Annotated in this window: 13 protein-coding genes; all 13 read right to left on the bottom strand. The window is 44.7% G+C overall.

Annotation, left to right across the window (positions count from 1 at the left end):
* Positions 1-364: 364 nt before the first annotated feature.
* The gene (gene dapB, locus L1D15_RS07385; protein WP_239875198.1) at positions 365-1174 is read right to left on the bottom strand and encodes a 4-hydroxy-tetrahydrodipicolinate reductase; all 810 of its coding nucleotides are present in this window, start codon (positions 1172-1174) and stop codon (positions 365-367) included.
* Positions 1175-1302: 128 nt separating this feature from the next.
* Entirely contained in the window at positions 1303-1701 is a 399-nt protein-coding gene (mutT, locus tag L1D15_RS07380; protein ID WP_239865108.1) for an 8-oxo-dGTP diphosphatase MutT, read from the bottom strand.
* A gap of 61 nt (positions 1702-1762) precedes the next feature.
* Positions 1763-4489, bottom strand: a complete 2727-nt coding sequence (gene secA, locus L1D15_RS07375; protein ID WP_239865111.1) for a preprotein translocase subunit SecA — start codon at positions 4487-4489, stop codon at positions 1763-1765.
* 384 nt (positions 4490-4873) lie between these two features.
* Entirely contained in the window at positions 4874-5791 is a 918-nt protein-coding gene (lpxC, locus tag L1D15_RS07370; protein ID WP_239837705.1) for a UDP-3-O-acyl-N-acetylglucosamine deacetylase, read from the bottom strand.
* Between the two features lie 100 nt (positions 5792-5891).
* Positions 5892-7127 (bottom strand): cell division protein FtsZ, encoded by a 1236-nt coding sequence (ftsZ, locus tag L1D15_RS07365; protein WP_239837706.1) that lies wholly within the window; start codon positions 7125-7127, stop codon positions 5892-5894.
* Between the two features lie 30 nt (positions 7128-7157).
* Positions 7158-8420, bottom strand: coding sequence for a cell division protein FtsA (gene ftsA, locus L1D15_RS07360; protein ID WP_239837707.1), 1263 nt, complete (start codon positions 8418-8420; stop codon positions 7158-7160).
* On the bottom strand, positions 8413-9195 hold the full coding sequence (locus L1D15_RS07355; RefSeq protein ID WP_239875197.1) for a cell division protein FtsQ/DivIB: 783 nt from the start codon (positions 9193-9195) through the stop codon (positions 8413-8415). Before L1D15_RS07355 ends, ftsA begins: the two co-directional genes overlap by 8 nt.
* 182 nt (positions 9196-9377) lie before the next feature.
* Complete coding sequence (murC, locus tag L1D15_RS07350; RefSeq protein WP_239865117.1) at positions 9378-10838, bottom strand: UDP-N-acetylmuramate--L-alanine ligase; 1461 nt, start codon at positions 10836-10838, stop codon at positions 9378-9380.
* Positions 10839-10850: 12 nt separating this feature from the next.
* Positions 10851-11912 (bottom strand): undecaprenyldiphospho-muramoylpentapeptide beta-N-acetylglucosaminyltransferase, encoded by a 1062-nt coding sequence (gene murG, locus L1D15_RS07345; RefSeq protein ID WP_239875196.1) that lies wholly within the window; start codon positions 11910-11912, stop codon positions 10851-10853.
* Positions 11899-13098 carry a cell division protein FtsW gene (gene ftsW, locus L1D15_RS07340; RefSeq protein ID WP_239875195.1) on the bottom strand — a complete coding sequence of 400 codons (1200 nt, stop codon included), beginning with the start codon at positions 13096-13098 and terminating at the stop codon, positions 11899-11901. The genes murG and ftsW overlap by 14 nt, the downstream gene beginning before the upstream one ends.
* A 13-nt stretch (positions 13099-13111) precedes the next feature.
* Positions 13112-14431 (bottom strand): UDP-N-acetylmuramoyl-L-alanine--D-glutamate ligase, encoded by a 1320-nt coding sequence (gene murD, locus L1D15_RS07335; protein WP_239875194.1) that lies wholly within the window; start codon positions 14429-14431, stop codon positions 13112-13114.
* A 17-nt stretch (positions 14432-14448) separates the two neighbouring features.
* The gene (mraY, locus tag L1D15_RS07330; protein ID WP_239837713.1) at positions 14449-15531 is read right to left on the bottom strand and encodes a phospho-N-acetylmuramoyl-pentapeptide-transferase; all 1083 of its coding nucleotides are present in this window, start codon (positions 15529-15531) and stop codon (positions 14449-14451) included.
* A complete protein-coding gene (murF, locus tag L1D15_RS07325; RefSeq protein WP_239875431.1) occupies positions 15528-16886 on the bottom strand; it encodes a UDP-N-acetylmuramoyl-tripeptide--D-alanyl-D-alanine ligase in 1359 nt (452 codons plus the stop codon). The genes mraY and murF overlap by 4 nt, the downstream gene beginning before the upstream one ends.
* Positions 16887-16889: the final 3 nt, after the last annotated feature.

The raw sequence follows: 16889 nt of genomic DNA, 5'->3' as shown, positions 1-16889 counted from the left end.
CTTAAAAGAAAAAACCTTTCAAGACGCCCAAAAACATCACTTTAGTTGTTATTTACCTGCTAACAGGTGAAGGTTTTATGAAACACCTTATTTTTCCATCATCATGGATCACAGTTTTTATCTTAAAAACTGCGCAAACGATGAACAAGCAAAAAAGAATGCAACTTTTAAGACCTAAATGCCAATTAGACAACATAAGACACAAAACAAACAACAAACATAACTAAAAAAGAGTACTGTAACTTGTTGATGAACTAAGTTGCGTTCGTTTAATACAAAAAGCGCCGGGCAAGCCCAGCGCATAATTATTTATTTTAAGTGATTTAGCTAATTTTAAATCTAAGAGACAAACAAGTAATTAAACTCACAGTTCATTCAGACCTAGTACATCAGTCATTGTATAAAAGCCCACAGGCTTCTCAGCTAGCCAAACGGCGGCTTTAACAGCACCATTAGCAAAAGTCATACGGTCAGTCGCTTTATGGGAAATCTCCACACGTTCACCAATATCAGCAAACATAGCGGTGTGCTCACCGATGATGTCACCAGCACGAATGGTCGCAAAACCAATTTCATCTTTAGTGCGTTCACCTGTGATACCTTCACGAGCATAGACAGCAACGTCATTGAGCTTGTTGCCCATAGCGTCAGCTATCGCTTCGCCCATGCCGATAGCTGTGCCAGACGGTGCATCAACCTTATGACGGTGATGCGCTTCAACAATTTCGATATCGCAGTAATCACCCATTACCTTGGCGGCTTTTTCCAACAGCTTAAATACTAGGTTAACGCCCACTGAGTAGTTAGGTGCCATTACGATAGGTACATGCTTGGCGAACTCATCTATTTGCTCACGTTCCAACTCCGTAAATCCGGTCGTTCCGATAACAATACTTTTATTATGCTGCTTACATAATTCGAGATTAGCAAGTGTGCTCGAAGGCGCAGTAAAATCAATGATGACATCAAAGTTAGCAATATCTTTTGTCAGATCATCCGTCAATACGACATCAAACTTTCCTTCACCACATAACTCACCAATATCGACACCAACTAAAGATGACTCAGGTCTCTCAGAGCCAGCCCCTACCTGAGACTGTGGATTCAGATAAGTCGCTTTAACTAAGTTTCGGCCCATACGGCCAGCCGCTCCTGCAATTGCAATACGTACCATTGCACCTCTCCATTATTCTCATTACTTTTGCGTAGTGGATTAAAACTACCAACATTAAGAGCAGCTGGCTAGAGTGTGTTGATCTTTCCTGATTAAATTTTAAAAAATGGTCAACCACCTAAAGGCTATCAAGAAAATTCCTTCATGACTCGCTGCAAGATTGGCATGTTTGCTTCAGGAAAAGCGTAACGACTTAATTCCGCAACGGGAACCCAAGCGCCTTGCTGCCCTTCTTTACCGTAAGGGGAATGTTCAAATTCCATCACGCAGATAAAATCGAACTTAAGCGACTTGTCTGGATAATCGAACTCGAGATGTTCGAATAAACTCAGCTCTGTCGCTCGAATTCCTACCTCTTCGTCTAATTCACGAACAATGGCTTGTTCGATCGTCTCCCCAGACTCGACTTTTCCACCTGGGAACTCCCAAAAACCACCTTTATGCTTTTCATCTGGTCGTTTCGTAATAAAAACCTCTGACTTATCTCGGTTAAAGATAATGGCAGCAACAATATGCGTACGTTTCATTGTATTTTTCCTTAAAAAAAGAGCCGCCTAAGCGACTCTTTATATTTACCTTAGAACAGGATCAACTGCTAATTTGACCATGACACTGTTTGTATTTCTTACCGCTACCACATGGGCAAGGTTCATTTCGACCAACTTTACGTTCTTCACGAACCATTGGTTGATGAATGTCTTCGGCTTTTTCACTATCAGCAAGCTGATTTTCAGCTGATGCGTGCTGTGCTTGAGCTCGTCTAGCCGCTTCTTCCGCTTGCGCACGACGCTGTGCTTCCATACGCTCCACTTCTTCTTGCTGCTGGACGCGAACTTTCGACAGAATCGTGATCACATCTGATTTCAGAGAATCTAATAGCCCCTCAAAAAGTTCAAATGACTCACGCTTGTACTCTTGTTTCGGGTTCTTCTGTGCATAGCCGCGTAAGTGAATACCTTGACGAAGGTGATCCATTGCCGCCAAGTGCTCTTTCCAAAGTGTATCCAGTGTTTGTAGCATGACAGATTTTTCAAAGTTACGCAGAACCTGCTCACCAACCACCGCTTCTTTCTCTTTATAGACAGTAACCGCTGTTTCTAGGATCTTCTCACGAAGTGCTTCTTCGTATAACTTATCGTCTTCTTCCAGCCATTGCTTGACGGGTGCATCGAGATCAAAATCGTTTTTCAAACGCTCTTGTAAACCTTCAACATCCCACATATCTTCTAAAGACTGCGGCGGAATGTATTCATCGATCACAGCAGTGAGCACATCAGCACGGTTTTGCTCGATCATCTCGCTGATGTCTTCAACAACCATCAACTCATCACGAAGTTCATAAACAACCTTACGCTGGTCGTTAGCAACGTCATCGTATTCAAGCAGCTGTTTACGGATATCGAAGTTACGCCCTTCCACTTTACGTTGTGCTTTTTCGATGGAACGAGACAACATCTTAGATTCAATCGCTTCACCTTCTTCCATACCGCTTTGAATCAAACTTGCCATACGGTCAGAAGTAAAGATGCGTAGCAGTGAATCTTCCATAGATAGGTAGAAACGTGAAGAACCCGCATCACCTTGTCGACCAGAACGACCACGTAACTGGTTATCAATACGGCGTGATTCATGACGCTCGGTACCGATAATATGAAGGCCGCCCGCTTCCAGGACTTTATCGTGAACTTCTTTCCAATCCGCTTTAATCTTGTCTATTTGCTCTTGAGTCGGATTGTCTAGTTTTTCAACTTGAGCTTGCCAACTACCACCTAGCACAATATCCGTACCACGACCTGCCATGTTGGTTGCGATTGTTACAGCACCCGGTGTCCCTGCTTCTGCAACAATTTCAGCTTCTTTTTCATGGAATTTAGCATTAAGTACGTTGTGCTTAATCTTAGCTTTCTTAAGCGCATTAGATAGAAGCTCTGACTTCTCAATAGAAACCGTACCCACTAGCGAAGGCTGGCCTTTCTCTACTCGCTCTTTAATGTCTTCAATGATGGCAGCAAACTTTTCTGCCTCAGTACGATAAACCACATCTGGCATATCGTTACGAATCATAGGTTTATTCGTTGGAATAACGACCGTTTCTAGGCCATAAATCGATTGGAATTCGAATGCTTCCGTATCCGCAGTACCAGTCATACCTGACAATTTTTCATACAAGCGGAAATAGTTCTGGAATGTAATCGAAGCTAAGGTTTGGTTCTCGTTTTGGATCTTAACGCCTTCCTTCGCTTCAACTGCTTGGTGAAGACCTTCAGACCAACGACGACCTGGCATAGTACGACCGGTATGCTCGTCGACAATAACCACTTCGCCATTTTCGTTGACGATGTAATCAACGTTCTTTTCAAACAACACATGCGCACGCAGTGCTGCATTTACGTGATGTAGCAGACTGATGTTTGCAGGCGAATACAGAGTATCTCCCTCTTCCATCAGACCATTTTTGATCATCAGCTCTTCAACAAATTCCTGACCCGTTTCTGTCAGATGAACCTGCTTCGACTTTTCATCTACCGTGTAATGTCCATCACCACGATACTCTTCCGAATCTTCTTGATCCTGCTTTTGTAAGTGAGGAATCAAAGTATTAATACGAGTGTAAAGCTCGGAGCTGTCTTCTGCTGGGCCAGAAATAATCAGAGGCGTACGCGCTTCATCAATTAGGATGGAGTCCACTTCGTCAACAATCGCAAAGAAGCGCTCACGTTGAACACGATCTTCAGCGCGGAAGGCCATATTGTCACGCAGGTAGTCAAAGCCAAACTCGTTATTTGTGCCATACAAGATGTCAGTTTGATATGCCTCTTTTTTCTCTTGGGGAGGCATGTTCGGTACGTTGACACCAACCGTCATTCCAAGGAACTCGAACAGAGAACGGTTAGTCTCAGCATCGCGTTTTGCTAAGTAGTCATTGACTGTCACAACGTGAACAGCGCCTTTCAATGCATTCAAATAGGCAGGTAGCGTTGCTGTCAGAGTTTTACCTTCACCAGTTCGCATCTCAGCAATCTGACCAGCATTTAACACCATACCACCAATAAGCTGGACGTCGAAGTGACGCATACCATATACACGCTTTGATGCTTCGCGAACTGTCGCAAACGCTTCAGGTAGAAGTTTGTCTAATGTTTCACCCTGTTCAAGACGCTGGCGGAACTCAACTGTTTTCGCTTTCAACTCTTCGTCAGAAAGCGCTTCAAACGTAGGTTCATAGTTATTAATTTCTTTTACAATCTTTCTAAGGCGACGTAACGTGCGGTCGTTGCGACTGCCAATTACCTTTGTCAGTAGCTTAGTTATCATTTGCTATGCATCTCTCTTTACTTAGATCGGGCCCGATCTACATTCTGTGCCTTCAGTCTCTAACAGTTTTGAACTAAGAATACTGAGATAAATCACTTTACCCAGATATTGCGATGAGAACTATATATTTCAAGGCTTAAGTGGCGGTTAGTTTAAGGAATTTTGCCTCTAACAACCAATAACAAGGTTATTTGTTTGAAGCATTCTTTATTTTTTGAGGTTATATGGTGGATGTTTATACGCTGATAAGGCATCTCTTCAATTTTCGCGGCTTACCGTACTCTAAAGTCGGCCACAAGGTTCTTCTTTTAAGCAGGCAGATTTTTGCCGTGCGGCAAACAAAAAAGCCAGACTTTCGTCTGGCTTTTCAAAACTTCATACTTATTATGCAACAACCACATTAGGCTCGGCGAAGGCAACTGGAGAAGTCGCTTCTTCTTCGAACGTTACCCACTCCCACGCTTCTTGATCTGCTAGAACAGAACGCAGCAGTTGGTTGTTTAAGCCATGTCCAGACTTAAACGCACGGAACTCACCAATGATTGGATGACCACACATGTAAAGATCGCCAATCGCATCCAACACTTTATGAGTGACAAACTCATTATCAAAACGAAGGCCTTCTTCGTTTAGAATTCGATATTCATCCAGTACAATGGCACAGTCAAAGCTACCACCTAGACATAGATTCTGAGACTGTAAATGTTCGATATCTCGCATAAAACCAAAAGTTCGAGCACGAGAGATATCTTTTACAAAGCCTTGCGATGAAAAATCAAATAATAAATGCTGCTCATCAGATTCAATCGCGGGATGGTTGAATTCGATTTCAAAGTCCATACGGAAGCCATTGAAAGGGACAAATTCAGCCCACTTATCACCGTCTTCAAAGCGAACAGGCTTTTTAATACGAATAAAGCGTTTGGGTACGTTTTGCTCTTCAATGCCAGCTTGTTGAAGGAGGAATACAAAAGGGCTAGCACTGCCATCCATAATTGGAATTTCCGGAGCATCGACCTCAACCACAATGTTGTCTATACCCATACCAGCAAGAGCTGCATTGAGGTGCTCAACGGTTGAGATACGCACGCCTTCATCGTTCACCAATGCCGTACAAAGCATGGTGTCACGAACTGAAGCTGGGTCTGCAGGAAAATCAACAGGAGGATTTACATCCGTACGGCGGTAAATGATACCTGTATTTGCAGCCGCTGGGCGAAGAGTAAGTGTGACTTTACGACCAGAGTGGAGACCCACACCAGTTGTTTTCACTATTTCTTTCAGAGTACGTTGTCTGATCATCTGCTTGCCTCAGTACTAATTGCTACAAAACACGGTCAATAAGCAATATTGACCGCGAATCGTACCATAATTTTGAACAGTGTCAAATTATGATTTAATTTTAGTCAGCCTGACGACGCAAGAATGCTGGTATATCAAGATAACCAGTGTCCTTATCCGCTTTCGGTGCAGCACTTTGTTGACCAGCACCTGAGCTTGAAGGAGCAGAACTTGTCGGCTGAGGAGTCACCTGAGGTTTCTCTTGCAAACTTGGTGCCGGTTTCTCTTCCACTTTATTGACAGCTGGCTGCTGAGTTGGAGCCGCTGGCTGAGTTTGTGGTTGAGAAACAGAAGCTACTTTCGTCTTCCCGCCCGCAACTAAAGTGATATCAGGCTTTTTCTCTGTACCAATACCAGTAGCAACAACGGTCACTCGGATTTCATCAGCCATATCAGGATCCAATGAAGTACCGATAACAACTGTAGCATTATCTGAAGCAAATGCTTTAACCGTATTACCCACCGTTTCAAACTCATCCAGACGCATATCAAGGCCAGCTGTAATGTTAACCAGAACACCACGAGCACCTGCGAGATCGATATCTTCAAGAAGTGGGCTTGAGATAGCCATCTCAGCCGCTTCTTCAGCACGGTCTTCACCTTTGGCTACGCCGCTACCCATCATTGCATGACCCATCTCCGACATCACGGTACGAACATCCGCAAAGTCGACGTTAATCATGCCAGGACGAGTAATAAGCTCTGCAATACCTTGTACTGCATTCTTAAGTACGTCATTCGCACTAGCAAAAGCTTCAAGTAGAGTGATACCACGACCCAGTACTTTTAGTAGCTTCTCGTTTGGAATCGTAATTAATGAGTCTACCTGTTTAGATAGCTCTTCAATTCCTTGCTCAGCAAACGCTAAACGCTTTTTGCCTTCAAAGCTAAATGGCTTAGTTACTACAGCAACAGTAAGTATGCCCAGCTCTTTTGCGACTTCTGCAATCACTGGAGCAGCACCTGTACCTGTACCACCACCCATGCCAGCTGCGATAAATACCATATCGGCACCATCGAGCTCTTCTTTAATTCTATCTCGATCTTCGAGAGCAGCATCACGCCCAACCTGAGGGTTAGCGCCTGCACCCAGACCTTTGGTAATGTCACCACCAATCTGGATTACGCTATTAACGCTTGTTTTACGAAGCGCTTGCGCATCAGTGTTGATGCTAATGAACTCCACGCCTTCGATGGATTCACGTACCATGTGTTCAACGGCATTACCACCACCGCCACCAACCCCAACGACTTTTATTACTGCGTCGTCAGACATTTCCATCATCGGTTCAAACATGTGTTATCTCCGTTTATCCTGCTGCTCAGGTTAAAATTCTTTTTGTATCCAGTTACGCAAACGCCCAAATAATGTCGTTACAGATTGGCGCTTAGGCTCATTGTACTCTGTATCGTCGTTAATTTGACTATCTCTTGCATAATGAAGTAAACCCACTGCCGTCGAGTGATACGGCTCTTTTACATAGTCTGTTAGCCCACTCACTTCTAGTGGCTTACCAACTCGTACTTGATTGCGGAATACACGTTCCGCACACTCTACCAATCCTTCAATCTGTGCAGCACCACCAGTCAGTACTACACCAGCCGCAAGGTGATGTTTTATCCCTTCTTCGCGCAGCTTCTCCTGAACAGTATCGATAGTTTGATTAACCAGCCCCATTAACTCAGTATAACGAGGTTCAATCACCTCAGACAAAGTTTGTCTTTGTAAACTGCGTGATGGTCGACCTCCTACACTAGGAACGTTAACCGTGTCATCTTTGCTGACTAGCTCACTCAGAGCACAGCCATATTTCACTTTTATTTCTTCGGCATCACTCACTGGAGTACCAAAGGCGAAAGCAATATCACTTGTTACCGCATTACCTGCATAGGAAAAAACTTCCGTATGTCTCAGTGCTCCGCCAGTCCAAATCGATACATCCATAGTGCCAGCACCGATGTCGACAACACAAACACCGAGCTCACGTTCATCTTCAGTGATCACCGCATTACTCGAAGCCAAACCGGAGTAAACTAAGTGCTCAACCTTCAAACCGCATCGCTCAACGGCTTTAATAATGTTTCTTGCCATATCATTGTGACAAGAGATTAAATGCACGCTGACTTCCATTCTTACTCCTGATAAACCTAGCGGATTTTTTATCCCTTCTTGGTAATCAATCGTAAATTCTTGTGGAATTACATGCAGAATGCGTTGTTCGTCACCTATTTTGATAGATTTGGCAGTATGAATCGCACGATCCATATCTTCCTGAGAAACCTCTTCATCAGAAATGGTCCCCATGCCTTTCTCTATTCGGCTAGCTATGTGTCTACCAGAGATAGAAATAAAGACATTACTGATCTGACATTCCGCCATTAGCTCAGCTTGGTCAACAGCTCTCTGAACAGATTTGACAACAGATTCCAGGTCGTTGACACCACCTTTATCCATTCCTCGTGATGGACTACTTCCTGCGCCAATTATGTTTATCTGACCATCAGGCAGTACTTCTCCAACCAGAGCTGATACGGTTGCAGTACCAATATCAAGACCAACAATAATGTTGTCATCAGCGGTCTTAGTCATCTGTGCTCTCTTGTTCTAACTCTTGCTCAGGGAACCAACCGACGGAGGCTCCCGTATCATACCTGAGGTCAATATAGCTAACTCTTTGTGAGTCGCTACCTAAGTTTTTGTATAAAGAGAGGAATCTTTCCACCCTCTCTTCTAAAGATTCTTTACCCAGCTCAAGCCGGATACCGTTATCAAGGATAATCTGCCATGCACGGCGATCATTCAGTAATAACGAGGAAATGTTCAGATTCAGCACTGCAAACTTAGGGTTAATTTGCCGCCATACGTCCAATACTTCTTGGCTCGTACCTGCGGGACCATAAAGCTTGACACGCTCTCCTTCTAGCTTGCCAATGTCGCCATTAAAAACAAGCCCTTGACTATTAAGGAGTTCACTACCATTCCAAATAGCAACCGCTTCATACTCAGTCAGAAAAACTTTGACCGTGTCAGGCCATTGTTTACGAATCGATGCATGAGAAACCCAAGGGATAGCCTCTACAGTCTTCTGGAGTACTTTCACGTCTTGAGACATAAAGGTGCCCACATGTTGCAACGTAGCAAACGCACGCTGCACATCAAGGGAAGAAACGTATTTCAGGTCTCCCTCCAAGACTATTTTCGATAAAGGCAAACGCTTATCATCCCACATCCAAGATATCGTGGAATAAAGGATAGAGCTTATCAATAGCAAAACCACCAGCAAAAATATGCTACCAAAAGCATGTTTTTTCACTAGTGGAGAATCAGTAAAACGACGGCCTTCATCTAAAGTGCTCTCAACCAAGACCGTTGTCCCTGCTATCAATTCGCAACTTTAACCCCTATCTCAATTTCTTAAAAAGGCAAAAGCAATGACTTTAACTTCCGGATTATACTGGCGTCATTGAAAGTATCAAATACTGAAATTGAGAAATCGCACTTTAATTGCATTAATTAGTCGAATTAATCGAAATCTCATGTTTCCAATCACACCATATGCATCTTATCGATATTTAACTCAAAAGCTGCCAATTGTTTCGCTACTTTGCCAATATCTCCTGCACCTTGCGTTAGAACCAGGTCACCATCTTGCAAAACATTCGCTAAAACAGCAGGTAAGGTATTACTATCGGAAACAAAAATCGGATCGATTTTTCCTCGACTACGAATCGTTCGACATAAAGCACGCCCATCAGCCCCCGCAATTGGCTTCTCGCCAGCAGAGTAAACATCCAACATCAAAAGCACATCAACTTGTTCTAAGACATTAGCAAAGTCATCGTATAAATCACGAGTACGACTGTAGCGATGTGGCTGGAAAATCATTACCAAACGCTTCTCTTTCCATCCATTACGAGCCGCATGAATCGTGACATCAACTTCCGTCGGGTGATGGCCATAATCATCGACCAACATTGCACTACCATTACCGGTATCAAACTCCCCAAGGTGATCAAAACGACGCCCTGTGCCTTGCGTTCCAGCCATGGCTCGTAAGATGGCTTCATCGTCAATATCATCTTCAGTTGCCACAGCAATCGCAGCAGAGGCGTTGAGTGCGTTGTGGCGACCAGGAATGTTCAATGTAATATCTAGGTTGGCACGCCCCTGACGCACGACAGTAAACTTACCTTGTTGGCCTTCCTGATGATAATTTTCAATACGTACATCCGCATCTTCAGAAAAACCGTAGGTGATCACTTGGCGGCTGATCCTCGGAATCAATGCTCTCACGACTGGATCATCGATACATACAATCGCTTGCCCGTAGAAAGGAAGGTTGTGGAGAAAATCAATGAACGTCTGCTTCAGGGTTTCAAAGTCTCCACCGTAGGTATCCATGTGATCTGCTTCGATATTCGTGACAATGCTCACCATAGGCTGAAGATGAAGGAAGGACGCATCACTTTCATCAGCTTCAGCAATGAGAATACGGCTAGAGCCAAGACGAGCATTCGTCCCGGCACTCTTAACCAAGCCACCATTCACAAATGTCGGATCTAAACCCGCTTCCGAGTATATCTGGGTTACCAAAGCCGTGGTCGTGGTTTTTCCGTGAGTCCCTGCCACTGCGATACCATGGCGAAAACGCATCAGTTCCGCTAGCATCTCAGCACGGCGTACCACCGGAATTCTTGCCGCACGTGCTGCTTTAATTTCTGGGTTTTCTTCATTAATCGCCGTAGAGACGACAACTACACTGGCTTGTTGAACATTTTCTTCAGCATGGCCAATGAAGATCTTGGCGCCTTTATTGGTCAAACGCTCTGTCACAGGGTTTTCAGCTAAGTCTGACCCCGTGATCTGATAACCTTCATTGAGCAACACTTCAGCAATGCCGCTCATTCCCGCTCCACCAATACCAATGAAGTGGATAGATTTCACACGACGCATTTCTGGCACCATGGCGCGAATTTGCGCTAAATCTTGAGTATGTTGAACTGTCATGAATATTTCTCGTTAATTCGTTAGCGCAATAATGGCATCAGCCACTTTGGTATCTGCATCCAGCTTGGCAGCTTCTCGGGCTCTTTTGGCCATATCAAGCAGTTGTTGGCGATCCAATCGCTGGATCTGTTCGGTTAATTTCTCGACGGTAAGATCAGGTTGCTCAATCATTTTTGCAGCACCACATTCAACCAAATGATCAGCGTTTAGTGCTTGCTGCCTGTCTTTGTGCATAAACGGAATAAACACAGCCCCAACACCAGCAGCCGATACTTCGGAGACAGTTAAAGCGCCAGAGCGACATACTAACAAGTCAGCCCACGCATAAGCTTCAGCAACGTCATCAATAAACTCCGTTGCTTGTACGTCTGTGACGTTAAGCGCCTCATAGGCCGTTGCCACTTCTACCTGATTATTTTTACCCGCTTGGTGGCGAATTTCGTACTCAGCCCCAAGTTTTGACATCACTTCAGGCATAGTGCGATTGAGAATTTGCGCGCCTTGGCTGCCTCCCATAACCAGAATCCGGATTTTACCACCTCGCTCTGACATCCTATGCTCTGGGCTAGGTAATGCCACTACGTCTTGGCGAACGGGGTTACCCACAACTTCGGCATTGGGGAAAGCTCCGGGAAAAGCTTGGAATACTTTAGACGCAATGCGTGATAGCCACTGGTTAGTTAACCCTGCAACAGCGTTCTGCTCATGTAAAACGACCGGAATACCTAACATCTTCGCAGCAACACCACCTGGACCACTGACATACCCCCCCATACCAAGTACAACGTCAGGCTGCCAGCGTTGCATGTGTTTTTTTGCTTGCAGTATGGCATTCCAGATTTGAAAAGGGGCTTTAATCATACGTGACAGTCCCTGACCTCGTAGCCCCTTGACTTTAATAAAGTCAATATCAATTCCGTGCTTAGGTACCAATTCCGCTTCCATACGATCAGAGGTTCCGAGCCAACGAATCTCCCACCCTTGCTGCTGTAGTTTTTTTGCAACCGCTAGGCCTGGAAAAACATGACCGCCAGTGCCTCCAGCCATCACCATCAATCTTTTATTCTTTTTCATTTTCTTCTTTCTGTTTCGGCTCGCTATTCAAAGCAATAAGCCGACATTCATGATCAATGCGAAGTAATATTGCTACCGCAGTCGACATAACTATCAAGCTCGAACCACCATAACTGATCAAAGGCAGTGTCAGCCCTTTCGTTGGCACCATACCTGCTGCTGCCCCAACATTAACTAATGTCTGAAAAGCAAACCAGATCCCAATACCGAACGCGAGATACCCACCAAACAATAAATCACTATCGAAAGCTCTACGACCAATCAGTATCGCTTTGACAACGAGGCTAAAAATCAGCATTAACACCAGAACTACACCAATAAAGCCTAGCTCTTCAGCTAATACTGCAAATACAAAATCCGTATGCGCTTCAGGTAAATATTCTAATTTTTGAATAGAGTTTCCTAAACCTTGGCCAAACCACTCACCTCGGCCAAAGGCCATTAAAGACTGAGTCAGCTGATAGCCACTACCAAACGGATCTTCCCAAGGGTCTAAGAAGGAAGTGACTCGACGCATTCGGTAGGGTTCAATCAGAATTAAGCCCACGACAGAAGCGATCCCCACCACCATCAAAGCTAGAAACTGAGTGAGTTTTGCCCCAGCAATAAACAACATGCCAAACAAGGTGACAAGCATTACGATGACTGTCCCGAGATCAGGCTGAAGCAGCAGCAAACTTGCTAAGGTGCCAAACACCATGATGGGTTTGATAAAGCCACCAAAGAAGCTCGATCTCACTTCTTCATGTTTTCGGACCAAGTAACCCGACATAAAAATGAACAGCGATAGCTTAGCCACTTCTGCAGGTTGAAGGTTAAACAAACCAAGGGGGATCCAGCGAGAAGCACCGTTAACTGATTTGCCTGCGACGAGCACAACCACCAGGAGAAAAAAGGAGAACCCTAGCAACAATGTACTGTATTCCGACCATTTCTTCAGTGGCACCTGTAAAATGACACTAGCGGTTGATAATGCCAGCACCAAAAAAACAGCATGACGAAACATAAAGTGGAAAGGCTGATCCGTTAAACGGGAACTGATCGGAAATGACGCTGATGTCACCATTACTAAGCCAGTTAGCATCAGACCGAGAGAAATCCACACTAGTTGACGATCGAACAAAACTTCCGGTGACGAAGTGGTCAGCCAGCGTTGAGTCTTCAAGAAAAAATGGCGTATCTGCATCCAAGTTGCTTCACTATGCGTATTGTTTGGCTAAAGCTGTAAAAGCATCACCGCGAGCCATAAAGTTCTTAAATTGATCAAAACTCGCACAAGCCGGAGACAGCATAACCATATCTCCCGACTCAACTTGTGAACTCACCCATCGAACAATTTCATCAAGCGTCTCAAAACGTTTTGCCTCTGGGTGTAGAGGGAGAAACTTATCACCATCAGCACCATAACAACAGAGCTGAACATTTAGCTGACTGAGTGCAGGTTGCAATTCAGAAAAGTCCGCACCTTTCCCATCGCCTCCCACTAATAGATACAACTTACCAGTAAGTGATAACCCTGAGAGTGCCGCTAGGGTGCTAGCTACATTGGTCGCTTTGGAGTCGTTTACCCACTTAACGCCTTGATTATCCACAACCACCTGACATCGATGTGTCAGCCCGTTGTAAGATTTCAGCGCCTCAAGCCCAAGAGATACATCAATGCCCACCTGAGTAAGTAGCGCTAGTACAACCAAAACATTAGCGACATTATGTCTTCCGACTAAGCTCAGATCATCAGCAGCCAGTAAACTCCGCTCTCGGTGAGACAGATACTCTCGTCCACCCAATGTCTGGAGGTGGAAATCACAGGCTTTATCCAAGCTAAACTCAATCAGAGGAAAATTGACCTGGTCAGGATAAGTCGCAGGATCATCCGCATTGACAATACACGCCTGTGCATGCTCAAAAATACGAAGCTTAGCCTGACGATAACCACTCATATCATCATAGCGATCCATATGATCTTCAGATAAATTTAAAAATGCAGCCGCTTTAAGGTTAAGGCTCGACGTGGTTTCTAACTGAAAACTCGATAATTCGAGTACATATAGCTCGGCTTCTTGCTCCAATAAATCCAATGCAGGAACCCCTATATTGCCACCAATAACGGTCTTAACACCGGCAGCATTGGCAACAACCCCCATCAAGTCGGTCACTGTGCTCTTACCGTTTGAACCAGTGATTGCGACGACTGGCTTTTCGACCTGCCATGCAAATAATTCGATATCGCCGACAATTGGAATACCGGCCTCTCTTGCTCGCTTTAATTCCGGAGTCGCTAATGCAATCCCAGGGTTAGCAACTATCAAGTCTGCTGCGGATAACCAATCTAAGCGCCAGCCACCAGAATGCAACTCCACTTGCTTAGGCAGCGCTTCTCTACCTGGGGGATTATCTCGAGTGTCGATAACACGAATGGTTAAGTTATATGGCAAGTTCGCTAAGTACTTAACGACTGAGAGCCCGGTAATACCGAGCCCTACCACCACAACACTCTCTATGTTTTGCCAGCGTTCCATAGTCAAGTTGATTTTCCTTAACGTACTTTCAGTGTTGCTAAGCCAACAAGAACCAGAACAATTGAAATGATCCAAAAGCGAACAATCACACGAGGCTCTGGCCATCCTTTCAATTCATAGTGATGATGAATCGGCGCCATACGGAAAATGCGCTGACCACGCAACTTGTATGAACCAACCTGTAAAATCACTGACAGTGTCTCCATTACAAATACACCGCCCATGATCACTAAAACGAACTCTTGTCGTACAAGGACAGCGATAGTCCCTAAAGCGCCCCCCAGAGCCAGTGACCCCACATCACCCATGAAGACTTGTGCTGGATAGGTATTGAACCAAAGAAAGCCTAAACCTGCACCGACAATAGCAGTACATACCACCACAAGCTCTGACGCATGAGGAACATAGGGAATATGCAGATAATTCGCAAAGTTAACGTTACCTGTTGCCCAGGCAATTGCCGCAAAGCCTGCGGCCACTAATACTGTTGGCATAATAGCCAAACCATCCAAACCATCGGTCAGGTTTACGGCATTACTCGTCCCTACAATCACAAAGTAAGTCAGTACGATATACATCAAACCTAACTGGGGCATGATGTCTTTAAAGAAAGGGACAACAAGCTGGGTGGCCGTCGTATCTTTGCCATAAGCATACAATGCAAAAGCAACCACCAAAGCAATTGCTGACTGCCAAAAATACTTCCAACGAGCAATAAGACCATCAGTATTTTTACGTACCACTTTACGATAATCATCAACAAAACCGACGGCACCATAGCCAATTAAAACCGCGAGCACAGCCCATACATATGGGTTAGAGAGATCAGTCCAAAGGAGAACGGTAGTTGTTATCGCAGTCAAGATCATGACTCCCCCCATCGTTGGGGTGCCACGTTTACTAAAGTGTGACTCGGGACCTTCGTTACGAACTACCTGGCCAATTTGCAACATCTGCAAACGGCGGATCATAAGCGGCCCCATCCAGAGCGAGATACCTAATGCTGTCAAGACACTAACAATGGCACGAAACGATAAGTATTCGAATAAACGGAAGAATGAAAAGTATGGCTGTAGAAGCTCTGCAAGCCAAATGATCATGTATACATCTCCTTTAAAGCAGCGGCGATCTTGCCCATTCCTGCACTGTTTGCTCCTTTAACAAGTAATGTTTGAGAGCCTGTATTCAGGTTGAGCTGCTGCTTAATAAACTCAATCATGCTTTCATGAGTATCAAAGTGCTTTCCTTGACAAACGTCACTGATCGCTTTGGCGTCAGCGCCATAAGTAAGCACGTGTTCAAATTTAAATGGGGCCGCATGTTCACCGACTTGACGATGAAGTGCAAGACTTTCCTCACCTAACTCAGCCATATTGCCCACAATCAACCAGCGTATACCATCAAAGCTGTTTAATAAGTCTGCAGCCGCTTTCATAGCAGGAACGCTGGCATTATAACTGTCATCAATCAACCTTATGCTATCGGTTAGTTCGACAGTTTCAACTCGGCCTTTCACTTTTGATAAGTTAGCAAGGCCAGACACGATCATTTCTGGCGTAGCCCCAAGCTCCATTGCTAGAGCTGTTGCGGCAAGCGCATTGGCCACATTGTGTTGTCCAATAATACCGAGCTTAACATTCAATGATGTATTCGGTGTATCAATGGTAAAAGATGCCTTACCATTTTCGCTCATTATTACATTACGCGCTTTATATTCTGCACTGTTATCGGACAGTGAGAATGTCTTCACCGTTTTGTCAGATAACACTTCCTGCCAGTAGTGACCGCCATTGCTGTCTAAATTGACAATCGCGACCGCCCCCGGTTTTAGGCCTTGATAAATTTCACCTTTCGCTTGCTTGACTCCGTCCATTGAACCAAAGCCTTCTAAGTGAGCAGCAGCAACATTGTTGACCAATGCAACATCAGGATTGACAAGTCGTGTGGTATAAGCAATTTCACCGATGTGATTCGCGCCCAGCTCAATCACGGCAAAATCATCTTCCGGCTGAGAACGCAGTAAAGTGAGTGGCACGCCAATATCATTGTTAAAATTGCCTGCGGTATACAGCACTTGGCCTTTTTGCACCATAATGCTCGCAACCATTTCTTTAACCGTCGTTTTACCGCAGCTACCCGTAATCGCAACAGTCGGTGTCTGACAGACTTGATGAACAAATTGACCTAATTTACCCAGCGCAGCTTTAGTATCTTCCACTAATAACTGTGGTATTTGAACATCCACCGCTTTACTGACCAATAAAGCACTGGCACCCGATTCAACCGCTTGCTGGACAAAGTTATGAGCATCAAACTTTTCGCCAACCAGCGCCACAAACAAAGAGTCTGACTCAATGGTCCTAGTATCAGTAGAAACGGAATGAATAGCGGTATCATTACCGATAAGTTGAGCATCAAGCACATCAACAAGCTGAGATAGCATCAAAGTAATCATAGT

Source organism: Vibrio sp. Isolate25 (assembly GCF_022398025.1).
In the GTDB taxonomy this organism is placed as follows: domain Bacteria; phylum Pseudomonadota; class Gammaproteobacteria; order Enterobacterales; family Vibrionaceae; genus Vibrio; species Vibrio coralliilyticus_A.
This window is presented reverse-complemented; position numbering and strand designations above follow the sequence as displayed.

What these genes read in the sequence shown, in the direction of transcription:
- dapB (WP_239875198.1), bottom strand. Translation starts at nt 1,174, where the DNA reads ATGGTACGTATTGCAATTGCAGGAGCGGCTGGCCGTATGGGCCGAAAC.
- mutT (WP_239865108.1), bottom strand. Translation starts at nt 1,701, where the DNA reads ATGAAACGTACGCATATTGTTGCTGCCATTATCTTTAACCGAGATAAG.
- secA (WP_239865111.1), bottom strand. Translation starts at nt 4,489, where the DNA reads ATGATAACTAAGCTACTGACAAAGGTAATTGGCAGTCGCAACGACCGC.
- lpxC (WP_239837705.1), bottom strand. Translation starts at nt 5,791, where the DNA reads ATGATCAGACAACGTACTCTGAAAGAAATAGTGAAAACAACTGGTGTG.
- ftsZ (WP_239837706.1), bottom strand. Translation starts at nt 7,127, where the DNA reads ATGTTTGAACCGATGATGGAAATGTCTGACGACGCAGTAATAAAAGTC.
- ftsA (WP_239837707.1), bottom strand. Translation starts at nt 8,420, where the DNA reads ATGACTAAGACCGCTGATGACAACATTATTGTTGGTCTTGATATTGGT.
- murC (WP_239865117.1), bottom strand. Translation starts at nt 10,838, where the DNA reads ATGACAGTTCAACATACTCAAGATTTAGCGCAAATTCGCGCCATGGTG.
- murG (WP_239875196.1), bottom strand. Translation starts at nt 11,912, where the DNA reads ATGAAAAAGAATAAAAGATTGATGGTGATGGCTGGAGGCACTGGCGGT.
- ftsW (WP_239875195.1), bottom strand. Translation starts at nt 13,098, where the DNA reads ATGCAGATACGCCATTTTTTCTTGAAGACTCAACGCTGGCTGACCACT.
- murD (WP_239875194.1), bottom strand. Translation starts at nt 14,431, where the DNA reads ATGGAACGCTGGCAAAACATAGAGAGTGTTGTGGTGGTAGGGCTCGGT.
- mraY (WP_239837713.1), bottom strand. Translation starts at nt 15,531, where the DNA reads ATGATCATTTGGCTTGCAGAGCTTCTACAGCCATACTTTTCATTCTTC.
- murF (WP_239875431.1), bottom strand. Translation starts at nt 16,886, where the DNA reads ATGATTACTTTGATGCTATCTCAGCTTGTTGATGTGCTTGATGCTCAA.